At 54.2% G+C, this 18,867-nt stretch carries 11 protein-coding genes and 2 pseudogenes; 7 read left to right on the forward strand and 6 right to left on the reverse strand.

What is annotated here, in order from left to right:
- Nucleotides 1-59: 59 nt before the first annotated feature.
- Entirely contained in the window at nt 60-1,415 is a 1,356-nt protein-coding gene (gene aroP / locus HA45_RS11735) for an aromatic amino acid transporter AroP (protein WP_100704604.1), read from the reverse strand.
- A gap of 513 nt (nt 1,416-1,928) precedes the next feature.
- Between aroP and pdhR the strand changes: the two genes are divergently transcribed.
- The 4 genes from pdhR (at nt 1,929) to lpdA (ending at nt 8,991) form a co-directional block, all read left to right on the forward strand.
- The gene (gene pdhR / locus HA45_RS11740; RefSeq protein ID WP_034829622.1) at nt 1,929-2,693 is read left to right on the forward strand and encodes a pyruvate dehydrogenase complex transcriptional repressor PdhR; all 765 of its coding nucleotides are present in this window, start codon (nt 1,929-1,931) and stop codon (nt 2,691-2,693) included.
- A 128-nt stretch (nt 2,694-2,821) separates the two neighbouring features.
- Nucleotides 2,822-5,488, forward strand: coding sequence for a pyruvate dehydrogenase (acetyl-transferring), homodimeric type (gene aceE, locus HA45_RS11745; protein ID WP_100704605.1), 2,667 nt, complete (start codon nt 2,822-2,824; stop codon nt 5,486-5,488).
- A 14-nt stretch (nt 5,489-5,502) separates the two neighbouring features.
- Nucleotides 5,503-7,392: a pyruvate dehydrogenase complex dihydrolipoyllysine-residue acetyltransferase gene (aceF, locus tag HA45_RS11750; RefSeq protein WP_100704606.1), complete on the forward strand. Its 1,890-nt coding sequence runs from the start codon at nt 5,503-5,505 to the stop codon at nt 7,390-7,392.
- 174 nt (nt 7,393-7,566) lie between these two features.
- The gene (gene lpdA / locus HA45_RS11755; protein ID WP_038650261.1) at nt 7,567-8,991 is read left to right on the forward strand and encodes a dihydrolipoyl dehydrogenase; all 1,425 of its coding nucleotides are present in this window, start codon (nt 7,567-7,569) and stop codon (nt 8,989-8,991) included.
- Nucleotides 8,992-9,137: 146 nt separating this feature from the next.
- Here the strand turns inward: lpdA and HA45_RS29025 are convergent, their stop codons facing one another.
- Nucleotides 9,138-9,284, reverse strand: a complete 147-nt coding sequence (locus tag HA45_RS29025; RefSeq protein ID WP_100704607.1) for a Hok/Gef family protein — start codon at nt 9,282-9,284, stop codon at nt 9,138-9,140.
- A gap of 281 nt (nt 9,285-9,565) precedes the next feature.
- A pseudogene (locus HA45_RS11765) lies at nt 9,566-10,464 on the reverse strand (LysR family transcriptional regulator).
- A 98-nt stretch (nt 10,465-10,562) separates the two neighbouring features.
- Between HA45_RS11765 and HA45_RS11770 the strand changes: the two are divergent.
- The 3 genes from HA45_RS11770 (at nt 10,563) to yacL (ending at nt 14,927) form a co-directional block, all read left to right on the forward strand.
- Nucleotides 10,563-11,558 (forward strand): aldo/keto reductase, encoded by a 996-nt coding sequence (locus HA45_RS11770; protein ID WP_100704609.1) that lies wholly within the window; start codon nt 10,563-10,565, stop codon nt 11,556-11,558.
- Between the two features lie 236 nt (nt 11,559-11,794).
- Nucleotides 11,795-14,392 (forward strand): bifunctional aconitate hydratase 2/2-methylisocitrate dehydratase, encoded by a 2,598-nt coding sequence (gene acnB, locus HA45_RS11775; protein WP_100704610.1) that lies wholly within the window; start codon nt 11,795-11,797, stop codon nt 14,390-14,392.
- 172 nt (nt 14,393-14,564) lie between these two features.
- Nucleotides 14,565-14,927 (forward strand): protein YacL, encoded by a 363-nt coding sequence (gene yacL / locus HA45_RS11780; protein ID WP_100704611.1) that lies wholly within the window; start codon nt 14,565-14,567, stop codon nt 14,925-14,927.
- A 153-nt stretch (nt 14,928-15,080) separates the two neighbouring features.
- Here yacL and HA45_RS11785 read toward each other — a convergent pair whose 3' ends face one another.
- From HA45_RS11785 to HA45_RS11795, 3 genes and pseudogenes are all read right to left on the reverse strand, one after another.
- Nucleotides 15,081-16,124 (reverse strand): cyclase family protein, encoded by a 1,044-nt coding sequence (locus HA45_RS11785; protein ID WP_100704612.1) that lies wholly within the window; start codon nt 16,122-16,124, stop codon nt 15,081-15,083.
- Nucleotides 16,121-17,457, reverse strand: a pseudogene (locus HA45_RS11790) (MFS transporter). Before HA45_RS11790 ends, HA45_RS11785 begins: the two are co-directional and overlap by 4 nt.
- A 68-nt stretch (nt 17,458-17,525) precedes the next feature.
- A complete protein-coding gene (locus HA45_RS11795) occupies nt 17,526-18,845 on the reverse strand; it encodes an MFS transporter (RefSeq protein WP_100704614.1) in 1,320 nt (439 codons plus the stop codon).
- Nucleotides 18,846-18,867 lie beyond the last annotated feature (22 nt).

The following is an 18,867-nucleotide window of genomic DNA, read 5'->3' on the forward strand; positions in this document are numbered from 1 at the left end:
AAAGTGTGAAGCAGATCAGGAGAACGGCCCGGCAGCGGAGTGCCGGACCATGGTGTGCATCAGGCTTTTTGCACTTTATTTTTAATGGTGTAGCCCACGGCCAGGATGACGATCCAGACCGGAATTAACCAAACTGAAATTGCCATACCGGGGGTAATGGCCATAATCACCAGTACCGCCGCCATAAACACCAGGCACAGGTAGTTGCCAAACGGATAGAGCACGGCTCTAAAGCGGGTGGTCACACCTTGCTGGTCTTTCTTCTTACGGAATTTCATGTGCGCGAGGCTGATCATCGCCCAGTTGATCACCAGCGCGGAGACCACCAGTGACATCAGCAGGCCGAAGGCTTCGCCTGGCATCAGGTAGTTGATCAGGACGCACAGTGCTGTGGCCACAGCAGAAACCAGGATGGTCGCTACTGGCACGCCGCGCTTATCAACATTGAGCAACGCTTTCGGCGCATTGCCCTGTTGCGCTAAGCCGAACAGCATACGGCTGTTGCAATAGACGCAGCTGTTGTAGACCGACAGTGCCGCCGTCAGGATCACCACATTCAGTGCGTTGGCCACGAAGGCATCACCCAACTCGTGGAAGATCAACACGAACGGGCTGGTTTCTTCCGTGACGCGGGTCCACGGCATCAATGACAGCAGTACCGCCAGTGAACCAATATAGAAAATCAGGATACGCCACAGCACTTGATTGGTGGCTTTCGGGATGCTCTCTTGCGGATTGTCCGCCTCAGCGGCGGTGATACCCACTAACTCCAGGCCACCGAAGGAGAACATAATGATCGCCATCATCATCACCAGGCCGGTCATACCGTGTGGCAGGAAACCGCCCTGACTCCACAGGTTCGTCACGCTGGCCTGCGGACCGGCGTTGCCACTGAACAGCAACCAGCCGCCGAACAGGATCATACCGATAACGGCGACCACTTTGATGATCGCGAACCAGAACTCCATTTCACCAAACACTTTTACGTTGGTCAGGTTAATGGCGTTGATCACCACGAAGAAGATGGCGGCGCTGGCCCAGGTTGGAAATTCTGGATACCAGAATTGGATATATTTACCGACGGCACTCAATTCGGCCATTGCGACCAAAACATACAGCACCCAATAGTTCCAGCCAGAGGCGAAACCGGCAAAGTTACCCCAGTACTTATAAGCGAAGTGGCTGAAGCTGCCGGCAACCGGCTCTTCCACTACCATTTCACCTAACTGGCGCATAATCAGAAAGGCAATGAATCCTGCAATCGCATAACCGAGAATCACGGCCGGACCGGCCGATTTAATCACTGATGCGCTACCCAGAAACAGACCGGTACCCACGGCACCGCCCAGCGCAATCAGCTGAATATGGCGATTTTTCAGGCCGCGGTGCAGCGCTTCGCCATGCTGTTGTTCCATACAAACCTCGTGATGTTGTTATTGTGCACCTGCAGTGCGCGCACTGTAAGGCTTTTTACGTAATGTATTCTTTTCTTTACGGTATCTGGCGTGCTGTGTGCATGCTTGAACTACCATGGCGACCAGAATAGTGATAAGCGCGCCGCTTTGCACCTGCTTTTGCTTTTTGTGCTAAGAGATGGCTGAAAAAGCAGCACTATTCACTGTGTGGCGCTCGCGCTATTTCTGACATGAAAAATCAATAAACACGAATAGCTTTCCCTTATGGTTGCGCCTAAGGCTTCGCGCTAACTCAGTGTAAGGTTTGGTAAAAGTGAAATCTGTTAACAATTCACTCCAGCAGCAAATTTATGCCTTTATCCCGGCAAGTTAGCGTGCTGTAACAGCGGTATACCCCGGAAGTGTGATGCCTGCCATATAGACACAAGGTGAATACTTTGTTACTTTACGGGCACCATTTTTCAATTGGTATTACCAATTTACTCCGGACGTTTTGCACAATAAGAAGGGAAGATGGCTTACAGTAAAATTCGCCAACCAAAGCTCTCCGATGCGATCGAGCAACAGCTGGAGTCCCTCATTATGGAAGGGACACTTCAGCCGGGTGAAAAGCTTCTCCCCGAGCGCGAACTGGCGAAACAGTTTGATGTCTCACGTCCATCCCTGCGCGAAGCGATTCAGAGCCTGGAAGCCAAAGGCCTGCTGCTGCGCCGTCAGGGCGGTGGTACCTTCGTGCAAACAAATCTCTGGCAAAGCATGAGCGATCCGTTAGTGAGCCTGCTTGCCGAACATCCAGAATCCCAGTTTGACCTGCTGGAAACCCGCCACGCGTTGGAAGGCGTTGCTGCCTATTACGCAGCGCTACGTGGCACCGATGAAGACTTGCAGCGCATCCGTGACTGTCATGTCCACATCCAACAGGCACAGGACAGCGGCGATCTGGATGCCGAAGCAGATGCAGTGATGAAGTATCAGATCGCTGTCACAGAAGCCGCTCATAATGTGGTGCTGTTGCATTTGCTACGTTCCATGGGCCCTATGCTGGAACAAAACGTCCGTCAGAATTTCGAATTGCTTTACGCTCGCCGGGAAATGCTGGCGAAAGTGAGCGGTCACCGCGCCAGTATCTTTGAGGCGATTGTGGCTCGTGAGCCAGAACAAGCACGCGAGGCATCCCATCGTCACCTGGCGTTTATTGAGGAAATCTTGCTGGATAGAAGTCGGGAGCAGAGCCGTCGTGAACGCTCCCTGCGTCGTTTACAGCAACGTAAGGAATAACGCACGGCAACGAACGTGCGGACATAAACGACGGGCCTGTCTTCCTTGTGCTGTGAACCAGAAGCAAAGCACAAGCAGACAGGCTCCTGATAATTCAACGTATTAGACACAGATAAGGAATACACCCCATGTCAGAACGTTTACAGAATGACGTGGATCCGATCGAGACTCGTGACTGGCTACAGGCGATCGAATCGGTCATCCGTGAAGAAGGTGTTGAGCGCGCGCAGTATCTGCTTGATCAGGTATTGGACACAGCACGCAAAGGTGGCGTGAAAGTGGCAGGCGGTGCGTCGGCTATCAGTAACTACATCAACTCTATTGCTGTTGAAGATGAACCGGACTATCCGGGCAACACCTCTCTTGAACGTCGTATCCGTTCCGCAATTCGCTGGAACGCCATTATGTCGGTCCTGCGTGCGTCGAAGAAAGATCTGGAGCTGGGTGGTCACCTCTCTTCATTCCAGTCTTCTGCCACCATTTATGAAGTGTGCTTCAACCACTTCTTCCGCGCACGTAGCGATAAAGACGGCGGCGATCTGGTTTACTTCCAGGGTCACATTTCTCCGGGCATCTACTCACGTGCTTTCCTTGAAGGCCGTCTGACTGAAGAGCAGATGAACAACTTCCGTCAGGAAGTGCACGGTAAAGGTCTGTCTTCTTACCCGCATCCGAAACTGATGCCGGACTTCTGGCAGTTCCCAACCGTTTCCATGGGCCTGGGTCCATTGAATGCGATATATCAGGCCAAGTTCCTGAAATATCTGCATCACCGCGGCCTGAAAGACACCGCGAACCAGACCGTTTACGCCTTCCTCGGCGATGGCGAGATGGATGAGCCAGAATCTAAAGGTGCGATCACTATCGCCACCCGTGAGAAGCTGGACAACCTTGTGTTCATCATTAACTGTAACCTGCAGCGCCTTGATGGCCCGGTTACCGGTAATGGCAAAATCATCAACGAGCTGGAAGGCATCTTTGCCGGTGCTGGCTGGAACGTGATCAAAGTGATCTGGGGCGCGCGTTGGGATGAACTGCTGAAGCAGGACACCAGCGGTAAACTGATCCAGCTGATGAACGAAACCGTTGATGGCGATTACCAGACCTTTAAATCCCGCGATGGTGCGTACGTGCGTGAGCACTTCTTCGGTAAATATCCGGAGACGGCTGCACTGGTGAAAGACTGGTCAGACGAAGAGATCTTCGCGCTGAACCGTGGTGGTCACGATCCGAAAAAAATCTACGCGGCACTGAAAAAAGCGCAGGACACCCAAGGTCAGCCAACGCTGCTCCTGGCACATACCATTAAAGGTTATGGTATGGGTGACACTGCCGAAGGTAAAAACATTGCGCACCAGGTTAAGAAGATGAACATGGATGGCGTTCGCTACATCCGCGATCGCTTCAATGTGCCAGTGGCTGACGATCAGATCGAAAAACTGCCATACGTGACCTTCGATAAAGGTTCGGATGAGTACAACTATCTGCACGGTCAGCGTGAAAAACTGGGCGGTTATCTGCCAACCCGTCAGGCAACCTTCAGCGAGAAGCTGGAAATGCCGACGCTGGAAGAGTTCAAACCGCTGCTGGAAGAGCAGAACAAAGAAATCTCAACCACTATCGCGTTTGTGCGTGCTCTGAACGTGATGCTGAAGAACAAGTCGATCAAAGATCGTCTGGTGCCAATCCTTGCGGATGAAGCACGTACCTTCGGTATGGAAGGTCTGTTCCGTCAGATTGGTATCTACAGCCCGAACGGTCAGCAGTACACCCCGCAGGACCGTGAGCAGGTTGCTTACTATAAAGAAGACGAGAAAGGCCAGATTCTGCAGGAAGGGATCAACGAGCTGGGCGCAGGTTCATCCTGGCTGGCGGCGGCGACCTCTTACAGCACCAACAACCTGCCGATGATTCCGTTCTACATCTATTACTCGATGTTTGGCTTCCAGCGTATCGGCGATCTGATGTGGCTGGCAGGCGACCAACAGGCGCGCGGCTTCCTGGTCGGCGGCACCTCAGGTCGTACAACGCTGAACGGCGAAGGCCTGCAGCACGAAGATGGTCACAGCCACATTCAGTCGCTGACTATCCCGAACTGTATCTCTTACGATCCGTCTTACGCGTACGAAGTTGCGGTCATCATGCAAGATGGTCTGGTGCGTATGTACGGCGAAGCGCAAGAAAACATCTACTACTACATCACCACGCTGAACGAAAACTACCACATGCCTGCGATGCCGCAGGGTGCGGAAGAGGGTATCCGTAAGGGTATCTACAAGCTGGAAACGGTAGACGGTAGCAAAGGCAAAGTGCAGCTGCTGGGTTCAGGTTCTATCCTGCGTCACGTGCGTGAAGCGGCGCAGATTCTGGCTAACGACTACGGCATCGGTTCTGACGTATACAGCGTGACCTCGTTCACCGAACTGGCACGTGATGGCCAGGATTGTGAGCGCTGGAACATGCTGCATCCGACCGAAGCACCACGCGTACCGTACATCGCTCAGGTGATGAACGAAGCGCCAGCTGTTGCCTCAACGGACTACATGAAGCTGTTCGCAGAACAGGTTCGTAGCTATGTACCTTCAAGCGATTATCGCGTTCTGGGTACCGATGGCTTCGGTCGTTCAGACAGCCGTGAAAACCTGCGTCACCACTTCGAAGTGGATGCATCGTATGTTGTGGTTGCTGCGCTGGGTGAGCTGGCTAAACGCGGCGAAATCGATAAGAAAGTGGTAGCAGAAGCGATCACCAAGTTCGATATCGACGCCGATAAAGTTAACCCGCGTCTGGCTTAAGAGGTAAGAGAGTAATGGCTATCGAAATTAACGTACCGGATATCGGGTCAGACGAAGTTGAAGTCACCGAAATTCTGGTGAAGGTGGGCGACACCGTTGAAGCGGAACAGTCGCTGATCACCGTGGAAGGTGACAAAGCCTCCATGGAAGTCCCTTCGCCGCAGGCGGGTGTGGTTAAAGAGATTAAAATCTCTACCGGTGACAAAGTGAATACCGGTTCACTGATGATGATCTTTGAAGCAGAGGGCGCAGCAGCAGCTGCACCGGCCGCAGAAGAGAAAAAAGCAGAAGCCGCGCCTGCGCCGGCTGCTGCTGCAGTGAGCAAAGAAGTGAACGTACCGGACATCGGTGGTGATGAAGTCGAAATCACTGAGATTCTGGTAAAAGTCGGCGACACCGTGGCGGCTGAACAATCGCTGATCACCGTTGAAGGCGACAAAGCTTCAATGGAAGTGCCAGCACCGTTCGCGGGCGTGGTGAAAGAGATCAAAATCGCGACTGGCGATAAAGTGAATACCGGCTCGCTGATCATGATCTTCGAAGCGGAAGGTTCAGCACCGGCGGCGGCCCCAGCAGCGAAGCAGGAAGCGGCTCCAGCAGCAGCCCCTGCAGCGGCAAGTGGCGCGAAAGACGTCAACGTGCCTGATATCGGCGGCGATGAAGTTGAAGTCACTGAAGTGCTGGTGAAAGTGGGTGACAAAGTCACTGCTGAACAGTCACTGATCGTGGTGGAAGGCGACAAAGCGTCAATGGAAGTGCCTGCGCCATTCGCAGGTATCGTCAAAGAGCTGAAAGTGTCCACCGGCGATAAAGTGAACACCGGTTCACTGATCATGGTGTTCGAAGTAGAAGGCGCTGCGCCTGCTGCTGCGGCACCTGCGGCTAAGCAAGAAGCGGCCCCAGCGCCAGCGGCGGCAAAACCTGCTGCTGCGCCACAGGCAAAAGCTGAAGCAAAAGGCGAGTTTGCTGAGAACGACGCTTACATCCACGCTACCCCGGTGATTCGTCGCCTGGCGCGCGAGTTCGGTGTGAATCTGGCGAAAGTCAAAGGCACCGGCCGTAAAGGTCGCATCCTGAAAGAAGACGTGCAGTCTTACGTGAAAGATGCGGTGAAGCGTGCGGAAACCGCACCGGCTGCAGCGGCAAGTGGCGGAAGCCTGCCGGGTCTGCTGCCTTGGCCGAAAGTGGACTTCAGCAAGTTCGGCGAAGTCGAAGAAGTGGAACTGGGCCGTATCCAGAAAATCTCAGGCGCTAACCTGAGCCGTAACTGGGTGGTTATCCCGCACGTTACGCACTTCGACAAAACCGACATCACCGATCTGGAAGCATTCCGTAAACAGCAGAACGCCGAAGCAGAAAAACGTAAGCTGGATGTGAAGTTCACCCCTGTGGTGTTCATCATGAAAGCCGTTGCCGCTGCGATGGAGCAGATGCCACGCTTCAACAGTTCACTGTCTGAAGATGCGCAGAAACTGACGCTGAAGAAATACATCAACATCGGTGTGGCGGTTGATACGCCAAACGGTCTGGTGGTTCCAGTGTTCAAAGACGTGAACAAGAAAGGCATCACTGAACTGTCTCGTGAGCTGATGGCGATTTCTAAGAAAGCGCGTGATGGCAAGCTGACGGCTAGCGATATGCAGGGCGGTTGCTTCACCATCTCCAGCCTCGGCGGTTTGGGGACCACGCACTTTGCACCTATCGTGAATGCGCCAGAAGTGGCGATCCTCGGTGTGTCTAAGTCTGCGATGGAACCGGTGTGGAACGGTAAAGAGTTTGAACCGCGTCTGATGATGCCAATCTCACTCTCCTTCGACCACCGCGTGATCGACGGTGCTGATGGTGCGCGCTTTATCACCATTATCAACAACACACTGTCCGACATTCGCCGTCTGGTGATGTGAAGTTAACCAAGGCCGGCAAATGCCGGCCTTGTTGTAAGCATTCAATGTTGCCGCGGTTGGCAGTTTATTAACAATTCTGTAAACTCTTGCGGTGAAATGTCCCGGTGGATAAAGGGCATGCGGAGCCTGGGACGGGCTCGCTTTTGACCGCCGGCAATCTAATAAGAGGTCATGATGAGTACAGAGATTAAAACTCAAGTCGTGGTACTTGGGGCAGGTCCTGCAGGTTACTCTGCAGCCTTCCGTTGCGCTGATTTAGGTCTGGAAACCGTAATCGTTGAGCGTTACAGCACCCTCGGTGGTGTTTGTCTGAACGTGGGCTGTATCCCGTCAAAAGCGCTACTTCATGTTGCGAAAGTGATCGAAGAAGCGAAAGCACTGGAAGAGCACGGTATCGTGTTTGGCCAGCCGCAAACTGACATCAACAAGATTCGTACCTGGAAAGAAAAGGTTATCACCCAACTGACTGGCGGTCTGGCCGGTATGGCGAAAGGCCGTAAAGTGAAAGTGGTTACCGGTCTGGGTAAATTCACCGGCGCGAACACCCTGGTGGTGGAAGGTGAGGGTGGCGCAACCACCATCAACTTCGATAACGCAATCATCGCTGCGGGCTCACGCCCAATCGAACTGCCATTCATTCCACACAACGATCCACGCGTGTGGGATTCAACCGATGCGCTGGAACTGAAAGAAGTGCCTAAGCGTCTGCTGGTTATGGGCGGCGGCATCATCGGTCTGGAAATGGCCACCGTGTATAACGCGCTGGGTTCAGAGATCGACGTGGTTGAGATGTTCGACCAGGTTATCCCTGCTGCCGATAAAGACGTGGTGAAAGTCTTCACCAAGCGTATCAGCAAAAAATTCAACCTGATGCTGGAAACCAAAGTGACCGCTGTTGAAGCGAAAGACGATGGTATCTACGTATCGATGGAAGGCAAAAAAGCTCCGGCTGAAGCGCAGCGTTATGACGCAGTGCTGGTGGCGATTGGCCGTGTGCCAAACGGCAAAGGTCTGGATGCCGGTAAAGCGGGCGTGGAAGTTGACGATCGTGGTTTCATCCGCGTCGACAAACAGCTGCGTACCAACGTGCCACACATCTTTGCTATCGGCGACATCGTCGGTCAGCCAATGCTGGCGCATAAAGGCGTGCACGAAGGCCACGTGGCAGCAGAAGTGATCTCCGGTCTGAAGCACTACTTCGACCCGAAAGTGATTCCTTCTATTGCCTATACTGAGCCAGAAGTTGCCTGGGTAGGTCTGACTGAGAAAGAAGCGAAAGAGAAAGGCATCAGCTACGAAGTGTCCACCTTCCCGTGGGCAGCCTCTGGCCGTGCTATCGCTTCTGACTGCGCAGACGGTATGACCAAACTGATCTTCGACAAAGAAACTCACCGTGTGATCGGTGGTGCGATTGTCGGCACCAACGGCGGCGAGCTGTTGGGTGAAATCGGTCTGGCGATCGAAATGGGCTGTGATGCAGAAGACATCGCACTGACCATTCACGCGCACCCTACGCTGCATGAGTCTGTTGGCCTGGCGGCTGAAGTGTTTGAAGGTAGCATTACTGACCTGCCAAACCCGAAAGCGAAAAAGAAATAAGTTTTCGCGCTAAATAAAATAAACGGCTCCTTGATGGAGCCGTTTTTTATTACGGGTTCTATTTAATTGAATCGATAAATAAGGCGCTGGAGCTAACGCATCAGCCATGCCGGAAATAGCAGGGGCGAACCCCTGCTAATGAAGCGTTACTGCTTAACTTCGTAAGCCATTACCGCAGATAATTCAGCAGTGAATATCTTAAATCGCAATTCACAGAGTGTATTACGACTAATCAGACACAACACGAATAGCATGAGCCCGCCGATAATCAGCTTGCTGAATGATAACTTCATAATCACTTACTCCTTGCATTAGCACGAGCAAGCAACTACCCTAACATTGCTTATGTGTTGTGGGTAGTTGCCTGCTCGTGCGGTTGATGAAAATTGACCGCATGAGTTTCTCACTCCACAACCCACCTCAATGAATAATGCTTAAGGCAGATTGCCTCAAGCGCCCGCAGGCAGTCTACGCGTTTTATTTCTTATTTCACGTTTAATCTCTCGTTATTTTTAATTTAACCTTTTTACTTTTATTTGTCGTCATTATTTAAAGTCATTAAGCGTTTGGCTAATTAATTGTTGATGCGTTTTACCCAATCAATGAAATGTCTTAATGGCGCAGAGAGATAATGTCTACTGGGATAATAGAGCCAGAATCCTTCTTCGACTTGCGTATAATTCGCGAGGATTTCAATTAACTCCCCCTTGGCTAACGCCTTATTGAGCGCCTCCTGATGTAAAAAGGCGATACCCAATCCCGCGCGGGCTGCTTGCAGAATGCGGTCATTATTATCCAGCACCAGTGAGCCCTTTACGGCCACTTCTTGTTTGCGTCCATCCTGCCAAAACTCCCAACGATAACGACGTCCGCTGGGAAAGCGTCGCTCAATGCAGGGGAAATTTAGCAGGTCGGCCGGCGTCTGTGGGGTGCCATGCAGAGCGAGATAGGCCGGACTGGCCACGGCGAGTGCGCGCATTGGCTGCCCGAAAGGCAGCGCGATCATATCCTGCGCCAGCACATCGCCATAGCGCACGCCGGCATCAAAACCACTCTCCACGATATCGACCAGTGCATCGTTACTGTCAATTTCCAACGTGATTTCGGGATAGCGTTGCACAAAAGGCAATATCAGGGATTGAAAGAACAGCGCCTCCGCCGAACGCGGCATGCTAATGCGCAACACGCCGCGCGGGTCGCTGCGCCAGTCATTAAGCTCATCTACGGCCTGCGATAAATCAGCCAGCGCAGGCTGAATACGCTGCAGAAAACGCTCTCCGGCTTCAGTCAGCGCCACTTTACGCGTGGTGCGGTTCAGGAGGCGCACGCCGAGGCGCGCTTCAAAATTGCGCATGGCGTGACTCAGGCTAGAGGGCGTGACGTTACGCTCCTCGGCCGCTTTACGAAACTTAGATGCTGCGCGATGGCGGCAAACATCTCCAGTTCCTGCATCGATGCACGATAGTTGTTCATTGCTGAATTTCACTCACTAAATCGACGAAATCACCGCAATTGTTGCCGTGATTGTTGAGGTTTATAACATTATCACTAACCGCGAAGAGGATAAATCAATGCAGCAACGTCAATTAGGCAATCAGGGATTACAGGTTTCAGCATTAGGATTAGGTTGCATGGGCATGAGCTTCGCCTATGGTCAAAATGATGAGAAGCAGGCGTTAAACACGCTGGCACGGGCATTTGAGCTGGGCGTCAATTTCCTCGATACCGCGGAAGTCTACGGTCCTTTCACCAATGAAGAATTGCTGGCGAAAGCCATTAAGGGTCGTCGTGATATCAAGGTCGCGACCAAGTTTGGTTTTCGCATCACCGAGCAGGGCGAAGGTTGGGAGCGTATTACCGGTGCCAACAGCGAGCCAGCACACATTCGTCGCGCGGTAGAAGGCTCGTTGCAGCGCCTGGGTGTTGAGGCCATTGAACTGTTGTATCAACATCGTCTCGATCCTGCCGTACCGATCGAAGATGTGGTGGGCGTGATGGCGGATCTGGTGCGTGAAGGCAAAGTGAAGTACCTCGGTCTGTCGGAAGTCTCATCCGCCACTTTACGCCGTGCGCAGGCGGTACATCCTATTTCAGCCTTGCAGAGCGAATACTCGCTGTGGACGCGCGATCCAGAACAGGACCTTTTGGCAACCTGCCGCGAACTCAACATTGGATTTGTGCCATACAGTCCGTTAGGACGCGGTTTCCTTACTGGAAAATTCCCGGCTGCGTCAACGCTGGCTGAAGACGATTTCCGCCGCTACCTGCCACGTTTCCAGCAGGATGCACAAGCGCATAACCAGAAGTTAGTGAATCAACTGTCAGAGATGGCTGCAGGTTATGATGCAACGGCAGCACAGCTGGCGCTGGCGTGGGTGTTGGCGAAAGGTGAGTTTATCGTGCCGATTCCAGGCGCCAGTAAAATCGCCAATCTGGAACAGAACTGCGCCGCAGCGTCCCTGACTTTGAAAGCGGCCGATCTCACGGCGTTAGACACGCTATTTGATGCTAAAAATATTCAGGGTGAACGTTACAACGCCAGCGAGTTCGAGATGGTTGACCGCTAGTTTTTACGCTTCACGTCATGAAAAGCAGGCATCCATTGCCTGCTTTTTTTTGTGATCCTGCTCAACACTTAGCGAAATCTGCTAAATAACGCGCGGATGTTGCTTTTTTGTAAACAGATTAACAATCAGCCGAAATGCTGCTATGCTGGCCGACGCGGAACCGGGCACCTCACCCTACTGTTTGACAGCTCAAGGGGTGTACCGGAAAGCTATACAATGAGAGCGAGGAGAACGTCGTGCTAGAAGAATACCGTAAGCACGTTGCCGAGCGTGCTGCCCAGGGAATCGTACCTAAGCCGTTAGATGCTTCCCAAATGGCCGCGCTGGTTGAACTGCTGAAAAACCCGCCAGCGGGTGAAGAAGAATTCCTGACCGACCTATTGGTCAACCGTGTCCCGCCAGGTGTTGATGAAGCGGCGTATGTTAAAGCCGGATTCCTGGCCGCAGTAGTTAAGGGTGAAGCCCTCTCTCCTCTGGTTACTCGCGAAAAAGCAGTCGAACTGCTGGGCACCATGCAGGGTGGCTACAACATCCATGCCCTGATCGAAGCGCTTGATGATGAAGCACTGGCTCCGATTGCCGCGCAAGCCCTGTCCCACACGCTGCTGATGTTCGACAACTTCTACGATGTCGAAGAGAAAGCGAAAGCGGGTAACCCCCACGCGAAGAAAATTATCCAGTCATGGGCCGATGCAGAATGGTTCCTGAAGCGTCCTAAGCTGGCCGAAAAAATCACCACCACCGTGTTCAAAGTGACCGGCGAAACCAACACCGACGACCTCTCTCCGGCGCCGGATGCATGGTCTCGTCCGGATATTCCACTGCACGCGTTGGCCATGCTGAAAAACGCCCGTGAAGGCATCGAACCCGACGATGCTGGTAACATTGGCCCTATCAAGCAGATTGAATCATTGCTGAAGAAAGGCTTCCCGCTGACCTACGTCGGTGACGTAGTGGGTACCGGTTCTTCACGTAAATCCGCCACCAACTCGGTGTTGTGGTTTATGGGTGATGACATTCCTTACGTGCCGAACAAAAAAGGCGGCGGTCTGTGCCTTGGCGGTAAAATCGCGCCTATCTTCTTCAATACCATGGAAGATGCCGGTGCACTGCCGATCGAAGTGGACGTTGATCGCCTGGAAATGGGCGATGTGATCGACGTTTACCCGTATAAAGGTGAAGTACGCAATCACGAAACCGACGAGCTGCTCGCCACCTTCGAACTGAAGACTGACGTGCTGTTGGATGAAGTGCGTGCCGGTGGTCGTATTCCACTGATCATCGGTCGTGGCCTCACCACCAAAGCGCGTGAGTCACTGGGTCTGCCGCACAGCGAAGTGTTCGTGCAAGCGAAAGATGTGGCCGCCAGCACCCGTGGTTATTCACTGGCGCAGAAAATGGTGGGTCGTGCTTGTGGCGTAGAGGGCGTTCGTCCTGGCGCTTACTGCGAACCTAAAATGACCTCGGTCGGTTCTCAGGACACCACCGGTCCAATGACCCGTGATGAACTGAAAGACCTGGCCTGCCTCGGTTTCTCTGCGGATCTGGTGATGCAGTCGTTCTGTCACACGGCAGCCTATCCGAAGCCGGTTGACGTCACCACGCACCATACGCTGCCAGACTTCATCATGAACCGTGGCGGTGTTTCACTGCGTCCGGGCGATGGCGTCATCCACAGCTGGCTGAACCGCATGCTGCTGCCAGACACCGTCGGCACCGGTGGCGATTCACACACCCGTTTCCCAATCGGTATCTCGTTCCCGGCGGGTTCTGGTCTGGTGGCGTTTGCTGCTGCGACCGGCGTCATGCCACTGGATATGCCTGAGTCGGTACTGGTGCGCTTCAAAGGTGAAATGCAGCCGGGTATTACGCTGCGCGATCTGGTTCACGCCATTCCGCTGTACGCCATCAAAGCTGGCTTGCTGACCGTTGAGAAGAAAGGTAAGAAAAACATCTTCTCTGGCCGCGTGTTAGAAATTGAAGGTCTGCCGAAACTCAAAGTTGAGCAGGCGTTTGAACTGACAGATGCCTCTGCGGAGCGTTCTGCTGCTGGCTGTACCATCAAGCTGGATCAAGAGCCGATTATTGAGTACCTGAACTCAAACATCGTGCTGCTGAAGTGGATGATCTCTGAAGGTTACGGCGATCGTCGTACGCTGGAGCGCCGCGTGGAAGGGATGCAGAAATGGCTGGCTGATCCACAGTTGCTGGAAGGCGATGCGGATGCAGAATATGCGGCAGTGATCGATATCGATCTTGCCGACATCAAAGAGCCAATCCTGTGTGCACCTAACGATCCGGACGATGCGCGCTGGTTGTCTGATGTGCAGGGCGAGAAGATCGATGAAGTGTTCATCGGCTCTTGCATGACCAACATCGGTCACTTCCGTGCGGCGGGTAAGCTGTTGGATGCGCACAAAGGTCAGCTGCCAACCCGTCTGTGGGTAGCGCCGCCAACCAAGATGGATGCGGCACAGCTCACCGAAGAGGGCTACTACAGCGTCTTCGGTAAGAGCGGTGCGCGTATCGAAATCCCAGGCTGTTCACTCTGCATGGGTAACCAGGCGCGTGTGAAAGACGGTGCGACGGTGGTTTCCACCTCAACCCGTAACTTCCCGAACCGTCTGGGTACCGGCGCGAACGTGTTCCTGGCATCAGCAGAATTGGCAGCTGTAGCATCCCTGCTGGGTAAACTGCCAACGCCAGATGAGTATCAGCAGTTTATGGTTCAGGTTGATAAGACGGCGGCAGATACTTACCGCTATCTCAACTTTGACCAGCTGGGTCAATACACTGAGAAAGCTGACGGTGTGATCTTCCAGACCGCTGTTTAATCGGCGCGAAGGATGAAGAGGGGACGATGCGAATCGTCCCTTTTTATGCGCTTTTTTCCTCAGGCATGACCTGGCATAATGCGAGCGCGATCCCACTTTATTCAGCGCGCTACGCACAAAATGCACCTAACCGGTGCTGCTCGTCGCGCCATTAGCTACACGAGGCAATCCCATGGAGTATGAATTTCTGCGTGATTTGACCGGTAAGGTCAAAGTACGTATGTCGATGGACCATGAAGCGGTAGGTCACTGGTTCAATGAAGAGGCCAGTGAAAATCTGGCCCTGCTGGATGAAGTGGAAGCGGCCGCGCGTGAAGTGAAAGGCACCATCAATCAGTGGCAGCGTATTGGGCATGAATACACCATCTGGCTGGATGAAGAAGAAGTGATGATCCGAGCCAACCAGCTGGCGCTGGAAGACGATGGCATGGAAGAGGGCATGACGTATTACGATGAAGAGAGCCTGTCATTTTGCGGCGTGGAAGATTTCCTCGCGGTGATCGCGGCGTATCGTCAATTCCTGGCGGGAAAATAACCGCAAAATCTCGCACTGGCCGTAGCGGCGCAATTTATTGCGCTCCCCACAGCCACAGTCCGGTCTCAAACTCGCACAGGCCGTAGCGGCGCAATTTATTGCGCTCCCCACGGCCACAGTGCCGCCTCAGACACCGCGCTACCGTCTGGCACATCAAACGGTGGCAATCGGTGTTGCAGGCGAACCCACCGCGCCCGGCAGGCGCAGTGGCGGGGCGGTGAGCAGAAACGCATGGCGCTGATGCTGCGCCAGCCAATCTGCCAGCGGGCTAAGTAACATCAGCTCGCCGAGATACACCCCCAGCCGGAACAGACACAGATCGTGCAGCGGATGCGACGGATAAAAATCATCGTTCATTGGGCGTGCCGGTAAAATCTCTACCGCTGGATTATCGGCAATCAGCGCCACCACGCCGCTCTCGACGATCCAGTTGCGCAGTTGCTCATCACTGCCATCCAATCCGGCAAAGTGGCTGTTCAAAAACGTCATATCCGGCTCGCCCTGCATCGCCAGAATCGCTTCATCCATGCCGGTGCGGAAACAGACCATATCGCCCTGGCGCACTTCGATGCCATCCGCCTGTAAGATCTGCTGCAGATGTGGATAACCAAAGGCAAACCGCTCGGTGCCGAAGTGACGCTTGATATCAATCATCACCGCGCGGCCCTGCATGCCATGCTGCGCCACATTTTCGATGCCGAGTTTCTTCGCGCCCAAATGGCTGCCGTGATTGCAGCCACAGCCGCCGCGATAATCGGTTTCCCCGACGATATCCACATTGGCTTTATAGCCGTTGTAGAACACCATCTCCGGTTCGCCGTTGCCGTTCACATCAAACCACTGGCCCATGTGCGCGAGGCTGTCCCACTGCGTCGAGTATTGCAGCGCCAGCGTCACGGTATCATCGCAAATCACATCGGTGAGCAGTGGGTTATCACGCGATAACGGATAGGTCATATTGGCATGCTCGCCGCGGCGTGTGGCATTGAGCTGTGGCGGAGGACGACGTGGATTCATCGCCGTGCCGCCCGGCAAATCGAGCGGTAAACTCAGGCAAAAAGTCTGCCCGGTTTTCACTTCCGCCACGCCTTCCAATACTTTCTGCGCGGTCAACAGATTCAATCGCCCGAGCTGATCGTCCGGACCGAAATCACCCCAGGTCGCGTGCGCCGGGCGTTGCTTCCAGCGAGCATTCATACTTCTCTCCTTAAGTTTGCTTCCAGCGTGGCAGCGTTATCGGTGCCCATTGGCTGCACGCGCGGCAGCCAGAATGCGTAAATTAAGGCGCCGACCACTCCGATTACCCCGGCAATCTCCAGTGGGATCACAAAGGAGTGGGTGTACTGCATGATCACCCCAATCAGAATAGGCGAGATAATGCCTGCCAGATTGGCCGCCATGTTTTGAATACCGCCGATGGTAGCGACGTTAGCGCGATTGGGGGCAACATCAGACGGCAGTGCCCACAGCGCGGCAGACGCAAAGGTGGCGGCGAAGTTGGCAAAGCAGAGTGCCGCCAGCGCCAGGCCTACAGTGGGTGAAAACGCCGCCAGGCCGATGGTGGCGCTGCCGAGCATGCCGCCCACCAGCGGGATCTTGCGCGCGACGCTGAGCGAATAGCCGCGACGCACCAGCGAATCAGACAGCAATCCCCCGCACCAGCCGCCAATGATCGCCGCCAGTCCTGGCAGCATGCCGAGCAGACCAAACTTCATCAGCGATAAATGGAAGGTTTCCACCAGATAGGTCGGGAACCAGGTGAAGAAGAAATAAGAGACGAAATTGATGCAGAAGAAGCCCGCCATCATCGCTTGCACCGCGCGCTGGCCCAGCAGCTGACGCACGCTCATCGGGTCGCCGGTTTGCGGATCCTGATTGGCCTCGATGAACTCGACTTCCTCGCGCGTCACGGATTGATGCTCACGCGGATCGCGATACCACAGATACCACGCCAGCGCCCAGACAACGGCCACCACACCGGAGATCACAAAGGTCATACGCCAGCCGACCAGCGCGATCAGGAAAGAGATGATTGGAATCGCCAGCGTGCCGCCGATTTTGCTGCCGTTGTTGAAGGTGGCGGCGGCAAAGCTGCGCTCCTGACGCGGGAACCAGCGCGTGACCGTTGACGAACTGGCGGATAGCTGGGCGCTTCCACGGCACCTAAAACAAAGCGGAAGCCCACCAGCGCGCCAATCGAGCTGGCCAGACCGCAGGCAGCAGTGGCTAAGCCCCAGCCGAGGCTGCTCGCGGCAAAGGTAATGCGCGGACCGAGCTTATCCACCAGCCAGCCACCGGGCAGCTGGAACAGCACATAGCTCCAGAAGAATGCCGAGAGCAGCAAGCCGCTGTCAGTGGGCGAGAAGTTCAACTCCTGACTCATAAACGGCATGGCGACACTCATGGCGGCGCGGTCGATGTAGTTAATGGCGATGCCGACTGACAGCACCGTGAGAATGACGAAACGAAATTTCCCTTTCGCTTTACTTGCCTCAATTGCAGCAGGTGATCCATTGGAATTCAGCGACATGTCGCCTCCAATTGTTTTTTATTTTGTAGGGGAAACGCCGCATCAGGACGATGCGGCGGGTTTGGCACTTACGCGCCGCTTACCACGGAATGTGGATGATGCACCTGTTCCTCATCCACGATGGGCTCAACTTTGCCCATCAGGAACAGGTAGTTAAGAATTCCGATAACCACTAATACAGCAGAGAACACCAGCGCCCAGGTAAAGTGGCCGGTGGCACCGACGATGGCGCCGGTGATGATCGGACCCACGGCACCGCCCATGTTGGAGACGGTATTTTGCAGGCCTGCCACAATCGACACGCTGTTCTGCGGTGCGACATCACCCGGCAGCGCCCAGACCTGAGAGGCGGCCACGGTAGTGCCGGATTTGGCGATACACAGCAGCAGCACGGTCATGAATACTGAATCAGTGAACGGCGCGAAGCCGATGCACAGCGCCATCAGCAGGCCAATGGTCAGGAACAATTTGCGCGTGGCGGTCAGCGACAGCATCTTTTTGTGCACGATGCGATCAGATGCCCAACCGGCCACGACTTCAATCACCATGCCACAAATCAGCGGCAGCGCAGCCACCATCCCCATTTTAAGGAAATCCATGCCTTTATCTTTCACCAGGTAGGTCGGCAGCCAGGTGATAAAGAAGTAAGAGGTGTAGTTGATGGTGAAGAAACCAATACACATCGCCCAGATGTTGCGATAGCGCAGCAGCTTGTACCATTTCATCGGACGCACGCTTTTATCGCCGTGCTTTTGCGCCTGGCCATCACGGATAAAGCGCACTTCCTCGCGACTGATGGATTTATGATCTTCCGGATTTTCCGAATAGATAAAGTACCAGGCGATAACCCAGAACACGCCAAGGGCACCAATCACCAGGAAGGTGATGCGCCAGTCGAACATGGCGATCATAAACACGATCAGTGGCATGGCCACGGCACCACCAAACTTCGAGGCGCTGTCGAACAGACCAGAAACGGTGGCGCGCTCACGGTCCGGGAACCAGCGCGCGGTGATACCGGCATTGCTGGGGTAAGCAGCCGCTTCACCGACGCCGAGCGCTAAACGCAGTGCCAGCAGTGATTTAAAGCCGGTTGCCAGGCCCATTGCCATGGTGGCAATCGACCACCATGCTACCGCAATGCCAAGGCCTTTCTTCTGACCGAAGCGATCGGCGAACCAGCCCGCCGGGATTTGCAGCAGCGCGTAAGACCAGAAGAACGCCGCCATGATAAAGCCCATCATCTCAGGGTTGATGTCGAGCTCTTTAATCAAATGCGGGGCGGCCGCAGAGAGTACGGTTCGGTCAATATAGTTAATGGCGATTGCCAGCCACATCAGGCCTGCAATCCACCAGCGAACGCGGGTAGAGCGAGAGGTGTTGTTCATAGTATTTTTTTCACCTTCCCGG

It is taken from the genome of Pantoea rodasii (genome assembly GCF_002095465.1).
GTDB lineage: Bacteria > Pseudomonadota > Gammaproteobacteria > Enterobacterales > Enterobacteriaceae > Pantoea > Pantoea rodasii.